This window comes from Paracoccus actinidiae, assembly GCF_030863885.1.
GTDB lineage: Bacteria > Pseudomonadota > Alphaproteobacteria > Rhodobacterales > Rhodobacteraceae > Paracoccus > Paracoccus everestensis.
In genome coordinates, this window is sequence record NZ_CP132956.1 from 2,899,535 (window position 1) to 2,915,467 (window position 15,933).

The window sequence follows — 15,933 nt, forward strand, 5'->3', positions numbered from 1 at the left end:
CCTTCAATCCGCCGCCGGTTCGGCGATCTGGCGCAAGGCAGCCACGTCGCACAGCAGGGTGGTCCCGTCGCGCGTGATCGCGCGCCCGTCGCGCAGCCCCTGCAAGGCCTGGTTCACCTTGGGCCGGCTGGCCCCCAGAACCGCCGCAAGATCCGACTGGCTGATGTCCAGACGCAGCGCGGGATGGGGCGGCAGGTCGTCGCCATGGATCTGGCGCAGCGTGGCCAGCAGAAAGCGCGCCAACCGGGATTCGAGATTGTAAAGCACGATGCCTTCCAGCTGCTCGGTCGTTTCGCGCAAGCGGCGGCTGAGCCAGCGGGCGGCCCCGTCCATCAGCGCCGGATCATGCTGGGCGATCTGGCGAAAGGCCGAGCGGTGCAGGACATGGCCCGCCGTTTCCACCAGGGCCACCGCATCGGCCGACCGCGGTTCGGCATCGAACAGCGCCATCTCGCCCAGAAGATCGCCCGGTCCTGCGTGGCGCAGCGTCAGTTCGCGGCCCTGCGGCGTCGTGATCGCCAGCCGCACCCGCCCCGAGGCCAGGGCCACCAGATAGCCGCCCGGATCGCCGCGTTGGAACAGCAAGGCGCCGGCGGCCCAATGTTCCACCCCGGCCACGGCGGCGATCCGGGCAAGGCTTTCCGTTCCAAGATCCTGAAAGATCGGGAAGGACCGCCAGAACGCCGCCCTTGCCGGTGTGGTCGGGGGCATTTCCATCGCCATGCATCCTTTGGCCCGTCCCTGCTGCAAGGGTAAACCCCATAGGGGGTTCAGGCAATCGCCACGGGGCGCAGCCGGTCATAGGCAAGGTGAAACACATAGGCATAAAGCGTATAGAAGACGGTCAGCGCCATGTCGAAGAACAGCGCATCCCGAAAGCCATAGCCTCCAAGATGCATGACCACCGGCACTGTGACGCCAAGCGCGCTGAGTTCCAGCATCGCCGCATGGACCAGCCGCAGCCGGTGCGGGCGGTCGCTGGCAAGGCGGCCCGACAGGGCAAGGTCGATCCGGTCGAAGACGGCGTTGAACAGGGGTGACCACAAGGCCACGATCACCGCCAGCGACGCGACCAGAAGGGCTGAGGCGTCGGCCCGAGCGTCCGACAGCAGGGCATGGGCAGGCACGACAATGGCCAGGCCCGAAAGTTCGAACGTGACCGCCTGGAGGATCCGTTCGCGTCCCGATCGCAGTGACATCCTGGCCTCCCGGCAGGTCGATGCCCGCTTAGCGGGCGTTGCTGATGAAGGATTGCGCCGGACGCGGGCGTTGCGCTGTTGCCTGCGGAACAGGCCGCGGGCGTCCAAGGGGGCCGCATCGCCGCGGCCCCCGGTTGGTGTCAGATGATGTCAAAGACCGTGCTGGTCATTGCCAATCCCGCGTCAAGGATGGCAAAGCGGGTGGCCGCCGCGCCGCCGACGCCGTCGGCGTCATAGGACAGGTTGCCGTTGTTCGCGTTATAGATGATGCGATCCTCGGCATCGGCGGCGGCCACCCCGATGCGGAAGGCGTCCGGGTCAAGCGCCCCGGTGCCCAGGGCCTGCATGAACAGGTTTTCAAGCTGGATCGTGTCCCGGACCACGTTGAAGTCAAGAACGTCATCGACATTGGTATTCGCGTTCAGCGCGGACCTGAATGCGAAGGTGTCCGCGCCGCCGCCGCCGAACAGCTCGTCGTTGCCCGCGAACCCGATCAGGACGTTCGCGGCCGCGTTGCCGGAGATGACGTTGTCCAGGTCGTTGCCGAAGCCGTTGACCGCCGCATTGCCGCTGAGGTCAAGGTTTTCCACCTCGTTCTGGGTGCCTGCGACCTGCGCGCCCCGCAGGTTGAAGGTGACGTCCGAGATTACCAGATCGGTGCCGCCCGATCCGGCAGCGCCTTCGTCCACCACGTCGCCGCCGCTGTTCACGACATAGGTGTCGTCGCCCGCGCCGCCGATCATCGTGTCCGAGCCGGTCCCGCCGTCGATCTCGTTGTCGCCGGAATTGCCGCGGATCGTGTTGTTCAACCCGTTGCCGGTGGCGTCCAGATCCCCGGTGCCGGTCAGGGTGAGGTTCTCGACATTGCCGCTGAACTGCGCCGAAGACAGGTTGGTGGACCGGCTGGCCAGCACGGTGTCGATGCCGGAACCGCCCGCTTCGATCACACGGTCGCCCGCGCGGTCGATGACATAGGTGTCGTTTCCCGCGCCGCCGTTCATCGTGTCGTCGCCGGCGCCGCCGTCAAGGCGGTCGTGGCCGTTGCCGCCCACAAGGCTGTCGTCGCCGCCCCGGCCTTCCAGCGTGTCGTTGCCGGCCAGTCCGGTCAGGATGTTGCCCCCGCCATTGCCCTTGATGCGGTCGCCGAAGATCGAGCCGGTGACATTCTCGATGCTGAAAAAGATGTCGCCTTGGGCGGCGCCGCCGGTGTTGACGCCCAGCAGATCGACCTGCACCGCCGCAGTCGAAGTGGCATAGTTGGCGGTGTCGATGCCGGAGCCGCCATCCAGAATGTCGCCGCCCTGGCCGCCGACCAGCGTGTCGTTGCCGCCGGCGCCGACGAGAGTGTCATTGCCGCCGCTACCAAACAGGAGATTGGCAAAGTTGTCGCCTTGAGCGAAAATGCCCATGATCAGATTCCTTCTTTCAATGGTGCGCCCGGATCTCAGCGACCTCGGGCCGGGGAAAGCGGTGCCAAGGCACCACGGGGACGGTATCGCCCTTCCCTGCAAGGCCGCGGGCCTGCCGGATCCTGGTTCTGACAAGGGGGTCCGGTGCTTCCGGGCGCCTGCAGGAGTTGGACGATGAACTCAGTCTGCGCTCATCCTCCGTCCCGGTCTGTTACCAGGGGAACAGGCGCTGCAGTCACCCAGGGTCGGGCTTCAGACCAGGGCGTGCCGGGATCTGCGGCCGCCATAAACCCGCGCCTGATCATCGCCCAAAGGCCGCCCCGTCCGCAAAAGCGGTCGGAACGGCCTTGACGGGCAGTCCTGAAAATATCGAAATCGGGCTTGTGGTCCGCGCCGTTTCAGGCGCCGGTGATGCGCCAGATCACATCGCCCACGTCGTCCGCCATCAGCAGGGATTTCCCGTCCCCCCCAAGCGCGACACCGACCGGGCGGCCGAAGGCGACCTTTTCGTCTGCGGACAGAAAGCCCGACAGGATGTCGCGCGGCGGGCCGCTGGGCGCACCGTTTGAAAAGGGCACGAAGATCAGCTTGTACCCGCTTAGCTTTGATCGGTTCCACGATCCATGCTGGCCGATGACCATGCCCTCGCCAAAGCCGGGCAAGGTTCCGGCGGGCATCCAGCACAGGCCAAGCGAGGCCGTGTGCCCGCCCAGAGCATAATCGGGCGTGATCGCGCGGGCGACCAGGGCCTTGTCCTGGGGAACCCGGTCATCCACCGTCGATCCCCAATAGGAATAAGGCCAGCCGTAAAAGCCCCCCTCCCGGACCGAGGTCAGGTAATCGGGCGGCGTTTCATCGCCCAGTCCGTCCCGTTCGTTGACAACGGTCCAAAGCGTCCCCGTCGCAGGCTCCCACGCCATGCCGACGGGATTGCGCAGGCCGGATGCGAAGATGCGGGCCGTTCCCGTTTCTACATCCAGTTCCCAGATCGCGGCGCGGCCTTCCTCGGCTTCCATGCCCTGGTCGCCGATATTCGACAGCGACCCCACCCCTGCATAAAGCTTGGAGCCGTCGGGCGACACGACAAGGCTGCGTGTCCAGTGGCCGTGGGGCTTGAAGCCCACAAGCTTTTGCCCGGCGCCCGCCAGGGACGTGGCGCCGGGGGCATAATCGAAAACCACGATGCCGTCGGTGTTTCCAAGAAAGAAGCGGTTCCCGATCAGCGCCATGCCGAAGGGCTGGTTCTGGTCCCGGACAAAGACTTCCCGTATCTCGGCCACGCCGTCGCCATCGGCATCGCGCAGCAACGAGACGCGGTTCGCGCTGTCCCCGATCGCCTTGGCGCGCCGCATGGTTGCCTGGGCTGCGTGGTCCATCAGGGTCTTGGGGGGCGACGCCCGTTCCTTGGATTCCGCCACCAGGACATCGCCGTTGGGCAGAACCTCGATCCAGCGGGGATGGTCAAGGCCCGACGCGAAGGCGTTGACCGCAAGGCCGGGGGCGCAGGTCGGACGGTGCCCGTCCTTCCACCCCTGGGCGACCGGCATCTTCAAGGTCATGATCCCCTGGCGTTTCGCATCCGGGATCTGCGGGCTTGGTCCCATCGCCTGATGGGCAGGCGCCCCGATGCGGCGCAGCCGCGCAACGGTCCCGCCCACCACTGCGGTGGCCCTTGCGATCAAGTCCATGCCCGTCCTCCCCTTCGTTCAAGGCCCATGCTAGCGCCAGCAGAGGCAGCCGCAACCGCAAGTTTTCCCGCAGGACAAGCCGGCCGATCCTGCTGCGCCGCCCGCGATCACGTCGGTCGATGCAGGAAAAAGCGCACCATCTCGGCCGAGGCATCCGGGCCTGCGGGATCGGTATAGCTTCCCTCGGCACGCCCGCCGGACCAGGCATGGCCCGCGCCCTCGATCCGCCAGGATTCGACCAGCGGCGTGCCGTCCCTGGCCTCGACCAGATCGCGGCGATAGGTCCGCCCGCCGTCGGACCTGCCCTGTTCGGGCCGCGAGGTGCCGCGCAGCGCCGGACCGGCAGCCGCCACCAGGGCTTCCGCGTTCGACGGGTGGACCGTGGCATCCGCCATGCCGTGGAAAACGATCATGCGGACCGAACCCTTGGCCTTGCGCCCGGACCTGGTGCCTTGCCCCCGCATCGCGCCAAAGGCCGAGGGCATGTCATGGGCGATCCCATGGGGCAGGCCCGAATGGATGCCCACGGCGGCGAACAGATCGGGATGGGTCGCCGCCAGCGTCGCGGCCATCGCCCCGCCGGCGGAAAGGCCCGCCGCGAATATCGCGTGGCCGGGAACCGAGAACTCGGCCGCGACCGAACGGGTCAGCGCCGCAAGCAGGGCGGCCTCGCCCCCCTCAGCACGCTGGTCTTCGGGCCGGAACCAGTTCCAACAGCCCTGCATGTTGTGGGTGCGCGACTGGTGGGGATAGACCACGATCAGCCCGGCGCGTTCGGCATGGCTGTTCATGTCGGTGCCGCTGGCGAAGTCGTCCGGGTTCTGGGTGCAGCCATGCAGCATCAGCATCAGCCCCTTGGGGCCTTCGGGAAGGCTGGACGGCACGAACAGGCGATATTCGCGCGACCCATGGTCCGAGGAAAAGGTCCGCGTTTCAAAGCGTGCGCCCTCGGGGACCGGGGGACGGGCATTCGCGCGGGACAGGCCGGGCAGGTTGACCGCGCCCTGGGGTGCCATGCAGCCAAGGTTGTCCAGCATCCGTTGCAGATCGCCCGCCCCGGCTGGCGTCTTGCCCGGGCCTGCCTTGGACATACTGGCGAACGGGGGCGTGAACGAGGATTCGGGCCGGCGGGCCGGGCCTTCGTCGATCACCTCGGCATCCTCGATCTCGGCTGCGGGCTTGTGCAGCAAGGCTGTGGCCCGCGCCCCGGGGGACGAGGACGGGGCGGTGTCCGCCTGGGGCGCGTGTCCGCCGCCCAGGGCGGCCTGGATGATCCGGGCGGCCCCTGCCGGGTTGCCGGCGCGCGTTTGTTCCAGCGCCCGGTTCATCGCGGTCGCGAATTGGCTGTCCATGTCCATGTCTCCAAGACCCTTGGGCCCGTCAGGTGATGCGCCCCTTCAGGGCCGCCTTGATTGCCCCGTCCGCCTGCAACGCGCCCAGGACCGTCAGGGATCCGATGGCCGCGCGCGCAAGGTCGGGGGTGATGTCGGGCGCCATCCGCACCAGCCCGACAACCTTGATATGCAGCGTCTCGCCCGCGGCCACCGCCGACTCCAGCTCGGCGCGGGTGACGTCGCGCAGGCCCATCTCCAGGGTGTGACGCTCGACCGAGCGGCTGACGGCATCCGCCTCCGCCGCCAGTTGGTTGCGGATGGCCGTGCGAATGAAATCGCTGCGGTTGCCATAGAACCCTTCCTGAACCAGAAGGTCGATCCGCCCCAGGTCCACATGGCCCAGGTTGATGGTGATCTTCTCGTTGTCGAGCAGCTTCAGCGGTTTCTGTGTCATCGTTTATCATCCATGTGGATGGTATATGGAGGGATAGTTGGCTATGTCAAGGGGCCGCTGTCGTATGGGCCTGACGTGATCGGCTGGAACCGATCCATGGCCCAACCAGCCCCCAAGTTCCGCTCTGCCCCGGGAACGTCCCGTGGTATCCTTGTCCTGCAAGGCCGCATTTTGCCTGTGCGATCGGGTGGTCAGACAGAAAGCATCATGACCATTGCCAGGACACCGCCTGCCTTTGGACCGGCAAGGGCTTCGCAAAGGGAATGCGGACGCTGATCGGCACAGGAGGATGAGCCATGCCGTTGAAGAGAATGGAGGCAACCGACAAGGACTTTCCCCCCGGCGAGCCTGATGTTCAGCGGACGACGTTCTCGATCGACGCGATGGGCCGGTTCATCTGCAACACCTATGACGAGGCCGTGCGAAATCCCGCGTTCGATGTCATTGTCATCGGTTCCGGGATGTACGGCGCCTACTGCGCGGCCAAGCTGTACAGCGAAAGCGGCCAGCCGGGTCGGACCCCCCTGCGGATCCTGGTGCTCGAGGCGGGGCCTTTCCTTGTCCATGAGCACGGGCAGAATATACCGGACCTCGGGCTGGGCAATCCGTTCCGGCCCGTCATGGATACATTCTCGCCGGACGCCGGAAAGGTGCGCGACCTGGTCTGGCGCATGGGCTGGCGGGGCAATACCGGATTTCCGGGAACGGCCTATTGCGTGGGCGGCAAGTCGATCTATTGGAGCGGTTGGTGCCCGCGGCTGCGCGACCCGGATCTGAGCCAGTGGCCAGGCGAGGTGACGGACTATCTTGCCAAGCCGCCGGTCTTCGGGACGAACCTGCCCAATCGTCGTGCGCCTCTGGACGCCCAATCCATCTATGAAGCCGTTGAATACGAGATCGGCGTCAAGCCGTCCGACGACTTCATCTTCGATCCGATCCTTGGTCCCGATGAGCCACCCGGCCGGATCGGGCTGAACGCTGCCCTCGGAACCCGGCTTGAACACGCCCTGGGGTCGTTGCGCAACGGAGCCGGCACGGTCCTCCAGGATCCTGAAGACCCGCCGATCGCGGTCCAGACGCAATCCTTCGTCTCGGAGGTGTTTTCGCCCGACAAGTACAGCAGCCTGACCTTGCTGATGTCCGCGATCCGCCATGCCTAGGCAAGCGCCCCCGGTGACACGGCCGAGGCGCGGGACGCCAGCCGCCGTCTGTTCCTTGTTCCCAACGCCCATGTGTCCCGGCTGATCGTCGGGGACAGGTTCCGGGACGGGGCCGCGCGGGCGGGCCACAGGGTAACCGGCATCGAGGTATTCGCGGACGGGGGCCGCCAAGTCGTGGCGCTTGGCCCGACCGCGACCGTCGTGCTGGCGCTCGGCTGCATCGAGTCGACGCGCCTTGCCCTCGAATCCTTCCCGACGGCGCCGGAACGCGGGGGCGACGAGATCATGGGCCGCAACCTCATGGCCCATCTGCGGTTCGATTTTCCGTTCCAGCTTGACCGTGGAAGCTTTGCGCAGTGGGTCGAGGACAATACCGACAAGACCTTGCGCGACCAGTTGCAGACGGCAGCCTTCCATATCCAGGCCGATACGCCCGATGGCCGGTTCCACCTGCAGGTCTATGGTTCGGGCATCGACACCAATGCGCAGGGCACCGACAATCCCGAAGGTCTGCTTTACCGCATGATCCCTGATCGGGACATCGCGCAGCGCCTGGCCGAAAGCCAGGATGGAAACGAGATCAGCCTGATCTTCCGCGGCTGCGGCGAGATGCCGGCCGATCGATCGGCGCCCGTCCATGCACCGGGCACAAGCTGGATCGACCTGGCAAGCGAGGCCGACAGGGACCACCGCTTCGACCATGCCCGCGCCTATGTCCACTATGCCGATCAGGCCGGCAATCCGATCTGGCAGCATATGCGGGATGCCTGCGTTGCGCTTGCGACGGAAATGGGCGGCCGGGGCATCCAGCCCGAGGACCGCCACGAGGTCGGCAGCACCTGGCACGATGCGGGCACGCTGTTCATGGGAGACGATCCCCAGGCCTCGGTCACCGACACCTCTGGCCACTTCCATCATGTGGGCAATGCAGCCTGCGTCGACCAGGCCCTGTTTCCCACCGTAGGCTCGGCCAATCCCGTGCTGACCGGACTGTGCCTTGCACGCAAGGCGGCGGAAACGATTGTCGGCCGCCATGTCAGCGAACCCCCGCCGGACAGCGACGCCATCGCCCGCGAGAAAGCCGAAGGGTTTGTCTTTCTTCTTGAAGGGGCCGAAGCGCAGAAATGGAGGCCGAACGACCCCCGGCTCGTCTCGGACCACCCCCCGCTGATCGAGAATGGCTCCATCCTGGAGGTTCACGGCAACGCGGGCCCCGGTGTTCTGTTCTACGACGATCCGGGTCTGTTCGCCGATTTCGACCTGCGGCTGCAATGGAAGGCGTTCCTTGGCCAGGGTCCGGGCAACTCTGAGGCCAACTCGGGCATCTTCCTGCGGGCGCCGCGTCCGCCGGCCGGGCTTGACGACGCGACCTTCTTCGACCGCGCCGTCGAGGTCCAGATTGACGACACGGGCTATGACGTGGCCACCGGCCGCTTTCGAAGCCCGCTGCACCGGACAGGCGCCATCTACAAGCACGCCCCGGCCCAGAGGCACGCCCAGAAGGTGCCAAGCCGGGACGGTCAGCCCGGGTTCTGGAACGCGTGCCGGATCCTTGCACGGGGGCGGCGGGTGACCGTCTGGCTGAACGGCCGTCTTGTCAGCGAAGGCGACGTGCCGGAAACGCTTTCCGGGCCGGGGATGATCGGGTTGCAATACCACACCGGCAAGGTCCAGTTCCGTGCAATCCGGGTATGTCGTCTTTGACCCGGCACGCCGATCCTGCCCGGCAATCGTGCCGGCGGGACGGGTTGTGACATGGGCCGGGCGGCACGCCAAGCCGCCTGCCCACCCGCCATCATGTCGCCAGGCGTCGTTTCCTGGGTCTGACGGGGCGGCATGATCGGACATTGCGCCGTCACATCTTTTCAGCAAGTCTTCGAAAATTCCAAGCGGGGTGACCAACAATGACCGATCATGCGACCGGCCGGCGGGCCATCGTGACGGGGGGCGCAGGGCTGATCGGGCGGGCCATCTGCCAATGCCTTGCCGATGACGGATGGGAGGTGGCGAGCTTCGATCTCGAGAAAGGCGAGGTCGGCAGGCAGATACGCTGCGATATCGCAGACGAGGCTTCGGTTGCGGAAGGTCTTGCCTTGCTGGGCTGGGATCGGCTGGATTTGCTGGTCAACAACGGCGGCAGGACCAGGCCTCTCGATCTTCGCCTTTCCACCGCCACCCTGACAGACTGGGGCGGGTTCATCGACAGCCACCTTACCGGCGCATTCCTGATGAGCCGCGCCGTGCTGCCGATTCTTGCCAAAGGAGGTTCGATCGTCATGATGGCCTCGACGCGCGCTTTCATGTCCGAGGGTGGCGATTTCGCCTATGCCGCCGCCAAGGGGGGCATGATCGGGCTGATGCAGGCCTTGGCCGTGCAGCTTGGCCCCACCGTACGCGTGAATGCGATTGCGCCCGGCTGGATCACCGACGCCGATGACCTTTCCCCCCAGGATCATCGCCAGCACCCGGTGGGCAGGGTCGGGCGGCCCGGGGATATCGTTGACGCGGTCCGCTATCTGGCGACAGCGGGGTTCGTCACCGGCCAAGTCCTGACGATCGATGGCGGAATGACCCGCAAGATGATCTATGCGGACTAGATCCGTGTCACCGCTCGCCTAGCACAGGGCAGTCAGGTCTGGCGGGCTGGCCTTTCGCCCCCGGGTGAACAGGGCGGCGTGAACCTCAGCCTTATTACCGCACAACTTACTGAAATCTAAAAGCGTTTCTTCCGTCCGGCAGGAGCGGCGCAGCCTTCGTCGTGGCCCCTCCGACAGGCAGGCGGGAATTGCGAACGGGACGGCGGGAACACTCTTGCTATCTTTGCGTTCAACAAGGCTGTCCGGTTCGCCTGAAACGGCAACGGCGGCGGAATGCCAGAGGCTGCCGGCACCTGATCGGCTGCACCAGCAAGAGGGACATCATGGATCTGACCGTGAACGGGCAGGCGCGCAATTTCGGGGGCGACCCCGATATGCCGCTGTTGTGGTATCTGCGCGACGAGCTTGGGCTGACCGGCACCAAGTTCGGATGCGGCGCGGGCTATTGCGGCGCTTGCGTTGTCCATATCGACGGCGTCGCCAGCTTTTCCTGCGTCACCCCGATGAGCGTGGCCGAAAGCGCCGAGGTCGTCACCATCGAAGGCCTGTCGCCCGATGCCAGCCATCCTGTCCAGGTCGCGTGGCGCGAGTTGAATGTCGCGCAATGCGGCTATTGCCAGTCCGGGCAGATGATGCAGGCCGCAGCCCTGCTGGCCGAAACGCCCGATCCCACCGACGACGACATTGACGGCGTGATGACCCAGAACATCTGCCGTTGCGGCACGTATCCGCGCATCCGCGCCGCCATCAAGCGCGCCGCCGGGCAGGAGGCAGGGTGATGGCCGTCTTGGAAAATGTCAGCCGCCGTGCCGTTCTGCTGGGAATGGGCGCGGGCGCCCTGGTCCTGTCGCTTGGCCTGCCCGCCGCCGCGCAGGACGAACCGCTGAAGTTCGGGGCCGATGCCATGCCCCATGGCTGGCACGACGATCCCCGCATCTTCATTGCGATCAATCCCGATGGCACTGTCACGGTCACTGTCCACCGTTCGGAAATGGGACAAGGGGTCCGCACCTCGATCGCCATGGCCGTGGCGGATGAACTGGAGGCGGACTGGGCCCGCGTCCGCGTTGCCCAGGCACCGGGGGATGAGCCGACCTTTGGCAACCAGGACACCGACGGCTCGCGCAGTCTGCGCCACTTCTTCCATCCGATGCGCCGCGCAGGCGCCGCCGCCCGGCAGATGCTGCGCGAGGCCTCGGCTGCCGAATGGGGCGTGCCCGTGGATGAGGTCACGGCCGAGAACCACGTTCTTGCCCATGCCGCATCCGGGCGGCAGGTGGGCTATGGCGACATGGCGACCCGCGCATCCAGTGGCCAGGTTCCCCCGCGTGAAGGCCTGGCGCTGAAATCGCCGGACCAGTTCCGCTATATCGGCCGCGACGACATCGGGCTGATCGACAATCCTGACATCGTCACCGGGGGCACCGTCTATGGCATCGACGCCAAGGTCGAAGGGATGCTGTTTGCGGTGATTGCCCGCCCGCCCGTCTATGGCGGCCGTGTGGCAAGCCATGATCCCACCGCCGCGCTGAAGGTGCCGGGTGTCGAGCGGGTCGTGGTGATCGACCCGCCGCCCCAGCCGTCCGAGTTCCAGCCCCTTGGCGGGGTGGCCGTCATTGCCACCAACACCTGGGCAGCCATGCGCGGCCGCGAGGCCTTGGTGATCGAATGGGAAGACGGCGACCACGGTGCCTATGACAGCGAGGCGTTCCGGGGTGAACTGGAACAGGCCGCGCGCGGCACCGAGGGTGCGGTTGTGCGCAACCAGGGCGACGCGCTGACGGCCCTGCAGGAAGCGCCCCGCACGTTCGAGGCGGAATACTATATCCCCCATCTGGCACAGGCGCCGATGGAGCCTCCGTCAGCCTTGGCGATGATCCGCGACGGCAAATGCGAGGTCTGGGCCTGCGTGCAGGCGCCGCAGGTCACGCGCGTCCGGGTGGCCGAAAAGCTGGGCCTCGATCCCAAGAACGTCACGGTGAACGTGACCCTGCTGGGTGGCGGCTTCGGCCGCAAGTCCAAGCCCGACTTCGTGCTGGAGGCAGCCGTCCTCAGCCGGGAAATGGACGGCGCGCCCGTCAAGGTGACCTGGACGCGGGAAGACGACCTGCATCACGGCTTCTATCACACCGTTTCGGTCGAACGCCTGCAGGCCGGGCTGGATCAGGACGGCCGCCCCGTGGCCTGGCTTCACCGCACGGCGGCGCCGACCATCGGGTCGATCTTCGCGCCCGACCCCATGCAGAAGCTGCCCTTCGAGCTGGGCATGGGGCTGACCAATATGCCCCTCGACATCCCGAACGTGCGGGCCGAGAACCCGCAGGCACAAGCCCATGCCCGGATCGGCTGGTATCGGTCTGTGTCCAACATCCCCCATGCCTTTGCGATCCAGTCCTTTATCGCCGAACTGGCGCACGAGGCGGGGCGCGATCATCGCGATTACCTGCTGGAGGTGATCGGACCCGCCCGCAAGATCGACCCGGTCGAACAGGGGGATGTCTGGAACTATGGCGAGGATCCCGCACGCTATCCGATCGACACGGGCCGTCTTCGCCGCGTGATCGAGACAGCAAGCGACGCCGCAGGCTGGGGCAAGGAAATGCCGGCCCGCAGCGGCCTGGGCCTTGCCGCGCATTACAGCTTTGTCAGCTATGTCGCGGTGGCTGCCGAGGTCGAGGTCGGTGAGGACGGCAATGTGCGCGTTCCCGTCGTCCATATCGCCATCGACTGTGGCCCGCACGTGAACCCCGACCGGATCCGGTCGCAGATGGAGGGAGCCGTGATCATGGGCACCGGCCAAGCCCTGATGTCGCAGATCACCTTTGCCGAAGGACGGGCGCAGCAGGACAACTTCGACAGCTATCTGGTGCCGCGCATGGACAGCGCGCCACGCGCGATCCACGTCCACCTGGTCGGCGGCGAGGATCCCGGCCAACCCCTTGGCGGCGTCGGAGAACCCGGCCTGCCGCCCGTCACCCCGGCCATCGTCAATGCCATCTTTGCCGCCACCGGCCAGCGTATCCGCCACCTGCCGGTCGGCGATCAACTGAGCAGCTAGGAGAGAACCATGATCCCCTTCCGGTCTGCCGTGACCGCCGCCGTCCTGGCCCTTGCCGGGACACCCGCTGCCGCCGATTGCGCGTCGCATCTGGCATTGATGGACGAAGTCCTGGACCAGGCATCGCGGGATTCCATCGCCACCTCCTCGGGCGGGCAGGCCGTCGCGGGCGCCAGGGAAGCAAGGGCCGTGACCGATACCGAGGCGCCGGGCAACGACGCAAACGCGACCGAGGCCGCGCAGGACCCCCAGCCCCCGCAGGCGCCAGGCCATGCCCCGCCTGCCGAGGCGGGCGATCAGGTGCAGCGGCTTCGAGCCTCGGTCGACGAGGCAAGGGCGCAGGCGGGCAAGGACGACGCGGCCTGCCGCGAAACGCTTGTGACGGCCCTGCGCGAGCTGGTCTCAGGGGAAGACAAGCCCGAGACGCCTTGAGGCTGGCCGGTCGGCAAGCCGGTTCCTGTCCTGAATACCCCTGGCGACGAAGGGGGTGGAAGGCCGCGCGGCGCGGTCCCCGCGCCTGACCATCGGCTTGGGATCGCTATGTCAGGAACGGCTTTGTTGACAGCTTCATTCGTCGGGCGGAAGCTTCTGAACCAGGCGTTCCGCATTGGACGTCGTTTATGTGAGGTGCTTCATGAGTTCGGCTCTGATAGGGCGGTGCGTTTCCATGCCCCGCCGCATTCTCCTTGCGTCTTCCTTCATATTCGCTGGCCTTCTTGCCTCGGCACCCTCGGGAGAGGCTGCCACGCTTCGGCTCGACAAGGTTGTCATGGAAGGCTTGGCAAACCCGCGTGGCCTTTCCTTCGGTCCCGATGGCTGGCTTTACGCCGCCGAGGCCGGCACCGGCGGCGATGGCCCGTCGATCCTTTCTGGCGACGGACAGACCGTCTTCTTCGGTCTTTCGGGCGGCGTGACCCGGTATCGGTCCGGGGTGCAGGAGGCGGTCATCGATGGACTGCCCTCGCTTGCCCCGGCCGGGGGGTTCGGCGCCACGGGCGCGCACGACCTCGCCTTCCTGAACGGCGTTCTTCATGTCGTCATGGGCTTTGGCGCCAACCCTGCCCTTCGTGCGAACCTTGCAGGCGCGCCCGGCTCTGAGCTGCTGGGGCAGGTCGTCTCGGTTTCGGGCAACACCGTTTCCGCAGTTGCCGATCTTGCCGCCTTTGAACTGGCCGATGGTCCCGACAACGAGCCAAACAGCAATCCCTTCAGCGTGGTCGCCTTGGCGAACAGTCTTGTTGTCACCGACGCAGGAGGGAACGACGTTCTGACGGTCAGTCAGGATGGCACGATCGCCCTGAAGGCTGTGCTGCCGCAGGGTTCGTACCAGCCCGTTCCGACAGGCGCCACCGTGGGACCGAACGGAGACATCCTTGTCGGCCAGTTGACAGGATTTCCCTTCCCCGTGGGCGGGGCAAATGTCTTTGCCATCGACGGAGCAGGGATGATCGACGTGTTCGCCGCCGGCTTCACCAACCTCATCGACGTGGCATTCGGCAACGGGAAGCTTTACGCGCTTGAATTCGACAGCGACAGCCTGATCGGTCCGAACACCACCGGGTCGCTGTTCGAGGTCGGCAAGGATGGCGTCAAACGTCTTGTCTACGGCGCCCTCAACAGCCCGACCGGCCTTGCGATTGGAACCAACGGGCGCATCTTCGTCGCCGAAAGTGGCGTTTCGCCAACCGATGGGCGGGTCATCGAGCTTGCCCCGGTGCCGCTTCCGGCGTCCTTGCCGCTTCTTGCAGGCGGCATGGCCTTTGCCGCGGCTGTTGGTTCCCGCAAAAGCCGCAAGCGAGGCTGAGGCTGGGCAGTCACCGTGCGGAAGCCACACAAGCACGACCGGGCAAGGCAATTCGCTGTCGCCCGAACCTGTCTCCGTGACTGGCTTCCGTGCTTGACGACACCACCCGATGCGCACAGGGCTGGACCTTCCATGCAAGGTTGCCCGGCAAGTCCGCCGCGTTGGCCTGCATGACCGTCCGTCGGTGGCACCGGATCAAGAACGGCACAAGGCCGGTCATGGCAGGCGCAAGCGTTGTCCGGCCTTGTCGAAGTGGAACAGCCGGTCCTGGTCGAAGGTGATCCCCAACTCGCTTCCGACGGCGCGCTGATGTTCGCCAAACAGCCTTGCGGTCAGAAGGCCGTGGTCTTCCGTATGGACATAGACCAGCGTCTCGCTGCCCAGCCGTTCGACATGGCTGACGGTGCCCCTGATCGCACCGGGGCTGTCGGAAAGCTGCACCTGCTCGGGCCGGATGCCTGCGCTGTGGGATGACAGGCCCAGGGCGCCGGATTTCAGGAAGTTCATCTGCGGCGAGCCGATGAACCCCGCCACGAAGGTATTGGCCGGATCGTTATAAAGTTCCATCGGCGCGCCGATCTGTTCGACGCGGCCCGCCCGCAGCACGACGATCTTGTCGGCCAGGGTCATGGCCTCGACCTGGTCATGGGTGACATAGACCATGGTCGCGCCCAGGTCGCGGTGCAGCCTGGCGATCTCGATCCGGGTCTGGACGCGCAGCGCGGCATCCAGGTTCGACAGCGGTTCGTCGAACAGGAACAGCTTGGGGCGGCGCACGATGGCCCGGCCTATGGCAACCCGCTGGCGCTGACCGCCCGACAGTTCGGCCGGGCGGCGTTCCAGAAGCGACCCGAGCGCCAGCAGATCGGCGGCGTGTTCGGTGGCCGCGCGAATCTGCCCCTTGGGATGGCCCGCCTGCTTCAGCGCCAGTCCCATGTTGTCGCGCACCGTCAGATGCGGGTACAGCGCGTAGGTCTGGAAGACCATCGCGATCTCTCGCCGGGCGGGGGGCAGGTTGGTGATGTCGCGCCCGTGCAGCGTCACGGTTCCGCCGCTGACATCCTCCAGCCCCGCGATCATGCGCAGCAGCGTGGATTTGCCGCAACCCGAGGGGCCGACGAAGACGCAGAACTCGCCATCCGCGACCTGCAGATCCACGCCCTTGATGACCTCGACGGGTCCGAAGTTCTTCGTCACCCCGGAAAGACTGAGTTGGCCCATTCCCCGTCC

14 protein-coding genes are annotated in these 15,933 nt (G+C 66.3%); 7 read left to right on the plus strand and 7 right to left on the minus strand.

Going from position 1 to position 15,933, the window contains the following annotated elements; translation table 11 throughout:
• Positions 1 to 3: 3 nt before the first annotated feature.
• From Q5701_RS14455 to Q5701_RS14480, 6 genes are all read right to left on the minus strand, one after another.
• Entirely contained in the window at positions 4 to 717 is a 714-nt protein-coding gene (locus Q5701_RS14455; protein WP_306751685.1) for a Crp/Fnr family transcriptional regulator, read from the minus strand.
• Positions 718 to 770: 53 nt separating this feature from the next.
• Entirely contained in the window at positions 771 to 1,199 is a 429-nt protein-coding gene (locus Q5701_RS14460; protein ID WP_306751686.1) for a PACE efflux transporter, read from the minus strand.
• 140 nt (positions 1,200 to 1,339) lie between these two features.
• Positions 1,340 to 2,608: a calcium-binding protein gene (locus Q5701_RS14465; protein ID WP_306751687.1), complete on the minus strand. Its 1,269-nt coding sequence runs from the start codon at positions 2,606 to 2,608 to the stop codon at positions 1,340 to 1,342.
• Positions 2,609 to 3,006: 398 nt separating this feature from the next.
• Positions 3,007 to 4,296, minus strand: coding sequence for a PQQ-dependent sugar dehydrogenase (locus Q5701_RS14470; RefSeq protein WP_306751688.1), 1,290 nt, complete (start codon positions 4,294 to 4,296; stop codon positions 3,007 to 3,009).
• Between the two features lie 107 nt (positions 4,297 to 4,403).
• The gene (locus Q5701_RS14475) at positions 4,404 to 5,648 is read right to left on the minus strand and encodes an extracellular catalytic domain type 1 short-chain-length polyhydroxyalkanoate depolymerase (protein ID WP_306751689.1); all 1,245 of its coding nucleotides are present in this window, start codon (positions 5,646 to 5,648) and stop codon (positions 4,404 to 4,406) included.
• Positions 5,649 to 5,676: 28 nt separating this feature from the next.
• Positions 5,677 to 6,084, minus strand: a complete 408-nt coding sequence (locus tag Q5701_RS14480) for a ribbon-helix-helix domain-containing protein (RefSeq protein WP_306751690.1) — start codon at positions 6,082 to 6,084, stop codon at positions 5,677 to 5,679.
• 296 nt (positions 6,085 to 6,380) lie between these two features.
• Between Q5701_RS14480 and Q5701_RS14485 the strand changes: the two genes are divergently transcribed.
• The 7 genes from Q5701_RS14485 to Q5701_RS14515 all read left to right on the plus strand — a co-directional run bounded on the left by Q5701_RS14485 (position 6,381) and on the right by Q5701_RS14515 (position 14,703).
• Positions 6,381 to 7,244, plus strand: coding sequence for a hypothetical protein (locus Q5701_RS14485; RefSeq protein ID WP_306751692.1), 864 nt, complete (start codon positions 6,381 to 6,383; stop codon positions 7,242 to 7,244).
• Between the two features lie 72 nt (positions 7,245 to 7,316).
• Positions 7,317 to 8,948, plus strand: a complete 1,632-nt coding sequence (locus Q5701_RS14490) for a 3-keto-alpha-glucoside-1,2-lyase-like domain-containing protein (RefSeq protein WP_306751693.1) — start codon at positions 7,317 to 7,319, stop codon at positions 8,946 to 8,948.
• 200 nt (positions 8,949 to 9,148) lie between these two features.
• Positions 9,149 to 9,841 (plus strand): SDR family NAD(P)-dependent oxidoreductase, encoded by a 693-nt coding sequence (locus tag Q5701_RS14495; RefSeq protein WP_306751694.1) that lies wholly within the window; start codon positions 9,149 to 9,151, stop codon positions 9,839 to 9,841.
• 323 nt (positions 9,842 to 10,164) lie between these two features.
• Entirely contained in the window at positions 10,165 to 10,620 is a 456-nt protein-coding gene (locus tag Q5701_RS14500) for a (2Fe-2S)-binding protein (RefSeq protein ID WP_306751695.1), read from the plus strand.
• A complete protein-coding gene (locus Q5701_RS14505; RefSeq protein ID WP_306751696.1) occupies positions 10,620 to 12,899 on the plus strand; it encodes a xanthine dehydrogenase family protein molybdopterin-binding subunit in 2,280 nt (759 codons plus the stop codon). Before Q5701_RS14500 ends, Q5701_RS14505 begins: the two co-directional genes overlap by 1 nt.
• A gap of 9 nt (positions 12,900 to 12,908) precedes the next feature.
• Positions 12,909 to 13,331 carry a hypothetical protein gene (locus Q5701_RS14510; RefSeq protein ID WP_306751697.1) on the plus strand — a complete coding sequence of 141 codons (423 nt, stop codon included), beginning with the start codon at positions 12,909 to 12,911 and terminating at the stop codon, positions 13,329 to 13,331.
• A 337-nt stretch (positions 13,332 to 13,668) separates the two neighbouring features.
• Positions 13,669 to 14,703: a ScyD/ScyE family protein gene (locus tag Q5701_RS14515; RefSeq protein ID WP_306751698.1), complete on the plus strand. Its 1,035-nt coding sequence runs from the start codon at positions 13,669 to 13,671 to the stop codon at positions 14,701 to 14,703.
• A 216-nt stretch (positions 14,704 to 14,919) separates the two neighbouring features.
• Here the strand turns inward: Q5701_RS14515 and Q5701_RS14520 are convergent, their stop codons facing one another.
• On the minus strand, positions 14,920 to 15,924 hold the full coding sequence (locus tag Q5701_RS14520; protein ID WP_306751699.1) for an ABC transporter ATP-binding protein: 1,005 nt from the start codon (positions 15,922 to 15,924) through the stop codon (positions 14,920 to 14,922).
• Between the last annotated feature and the right edge of the window lie 9 nt (positions 15,925 to 15,933).